This is a genomic window from Endozoicomonas sp., assembly GCF_051008435.1.
Lineage (GTDB): Bacteria > Pseudomonadota > Gammaproteobacteria > Pseudomonadales > Endozoicomonadaceae > Endozoicomonas_A.
Genome location: NZ_JBPCXO010000364.1, coordinates 1 through 2,171 on the forward strand (window position 1 = coordinate 1; position 2,171 = coordinate 2,171).

General features: G+C 44.1%; 2 protein-coding genes and 1 pseudogene. 1 reads left to right on the forward strand and 2 read right to left on the reverse strand.

The features are described from left to right. Positions 1-129 precede the first annotated feature (129 nt). Positions 130-264 carry a hypothetical protein gene (locus ACR2PX_RS18240; protein WP_434000790.1) on the reverse strand — a complete coding sequence of 45 codons (135 nt, stop codon included), beginning with the start codon at positions 262-264 and terminating at the stop codon, positions 130-132. Between the two features lie 573 nt (positions 265-837). Here ACR2PX_RS18240 and ACR2PX_RS18245 point away from each other — a divergent pair. Further along, a complete protein-coding gene (locus ACR2PX_RS18245) occupies positions 838-1,719 on the forward strand; it encodes a peptide deformylase (RefSeq protein ID WP_434000791.1) in 882 nt (293 codons plus the stop codon). A 90-nt stretch (positions 1,720-1,809) separates the two neighbouring features. Here the strand turns inward: ACR2PX_RS18245 and tnpA are convergent. Next, positions 1,810-2,052, reverse strand: a pseudogene (gene tnpA / locus ACR2PX_RS18250) (IS200/IS605 family transposase); the annotation flags it as partial. Between the last annotated feature and the right edge of the window lie 119 nt (positions 2,053-2,171).

Sequence of the window (2,171 nt, forward strand, 5' to 3'; positions counted from 1 at the left end):
GGATTTGGCCATTTTTTATGATTCTTTTCGTTGAATAGCTCGCTATTCGCCTCAAATAATCATAAAAACTGTCTCAAACCGGACTTTTTCTCGCTACGGTCGGCTAAGTCCGACAGACTCCTAGAGCCATCAGAACTGATCCAAAGACAACGGTTTTTGAGCTTGTGATGGCTTGAGCAGGACTGCTGGCAATGCTAAAGCTGTTTTTCCAGTCTTTGGTCGCCAGTGATGTTCGAGGTTTGGGAAAAGCATAATAAAGCTCATGATGTGCTCCAGCTTCTGTCAGGCAATAATCCTGGTTTTCAATCGAGCTGCTCTTTCCGGTTCTGTAACTACCTCATTGTCTTTATAAAAACAGGCGCAGTTGCACTCTGTGGAGGAGCATATAAGTGCATTATTATTTTCCTCTTCTGAAATACAGCTTCTATCAACAGGCAATGTTTCATTATTTGAAACAAATGACAGTTGATTTAAAAGACCTGGAGAGGGGAACAATGGTGAATTGGCTGCTGACTCTTCTGCATGGCATTCTGAAATCGAATTTGGGCTCCGGTACCAACGCTTTTCTTCAAAGCTGGAGATCAAACAGGTTTTAAGTTCGGCAGGCTGACTGGAAGAAAAAGCTTGAAGGGCATAAGCACTCAGTACCACTATGATCAGTCCATCAGTCCATCAGTCCATCAGTCCATCAGTCTCATCAGCCTCATATCATTACCTGCCAGTATCAGAAAATTGAGTCTGAATACTAGTTGATATTTTTGATTCGGCCGGCAGGTCAGTGCAGTCGAGAGTGAGTGGTCTATCCTGAAAGTCTCATTATTTTTTGGAGTGAATGGTGTGAATTTCAGGAAGTTCCTGGTAATTCTGGCGGTCATTCTGGGCATCTTTGCCATGGTTGCTTATCTGCTCGAAACGGCTGAAGAAGACGTAGAAAGTGATTTAGGTGATCCTGTTACCTTAATAGAAGGTAAAAAGCAGATTGCTCTTGTCACTGATTTTCCTCCTCAGAAAACCGTTGAAACAGAAGCAGCTAAGCAGAAAGCTGAAACACCTAAACGGTACACTATTTTTCAGTTTGAAAACCCGGATCATCAACCGGTATTGAATTCGCCCACACAAGCTGTGAAGCGTCTGCCAGATCCTGAAATTGATGCATTGATTAAAAACATGCATACCGCCATGGCCACCAATACTGGGGGGGGGATATCGGCCAATCAGGTAGGACAGTCTTTACAGCTCTTTCTGATTGGCCCACCCCCCATGATTAATGCAACAGTACCTTCCGATGTTTTTATTAACCCGGTGATTACTCAGGCCTCAAAGGAGAAAAGTTGTTTCTGGCACGGATGTTTGAGCTCAAAAGGTAAAAAGTTTGGCAAGGTGGCTACCTGGAATAGCATAACTATTGAAGCCATGGACCCTCAGGGACGAAAGTTTACGCGTCAGCTGAATGGGCTGGACGCCATTGTTGCCCAGCACGAGTTCCGACATCTGCTGGGTGGGGGCTACCATGACCATGCCCGGGAATTTGAAGATGAAATGGCTTTGTTGCAGAAGATGATGCAGAGAAAAATTAAAATGATAGAGCCCTGCAATAACTCAGAACCTTTCTTATTGGAAGACTACAAGCTGGGTGAAACGATTGACCAGTATGCTCAAAGAATAAATGAAACAAGCGTGAAAGAAAGAACAGTTGGTCTAAACGAACCACGTTCTTAGAACGTGGACTTGCTTTTGGCCCCCTAAAAGGGGGCTATTTACGGCCAGCCCTCTCAGAAGGCTGGCTTGAGTTGTCCCGATATTGATGGATCAGTTACGGAATGGAAGCTCCTGCTGGAGCCGTTCTTGCTTTTCTTGATACTTCACATATTTCTGTATCATTTCTGCATTCACCCCTACTGTGTCTACACAATACCCTTTTGCCCAAAAATGATTCCCCCAGTACGGCTTCAGGTAAGGAAATCGCGTAAATAATCTCAAAGCTGATTTTCCTTTAATCGTTCCTACCAGTTTTGAAATAGATATCTTTGGAGGCACTTTTACCAACTCATGTTACGCACCCATCAGAATTTGCCATACTTTCAAGCATGAACAGAGAGCTGTTTGAGCTGTATAGCGACTACCTGCTGTCCTCATTTGGTAAAACGACAGCAACACAGCTGTCCTCCATG

Coding starts and splice junctions, on each gene's coding strand:
- ACR2PX_RS18240 (WP_434000790.1), bottom strand. CDS start 264: ATGAGCTTTATTATGCTTTTCCCAAACCTCGAACATCACTGGCGACCA.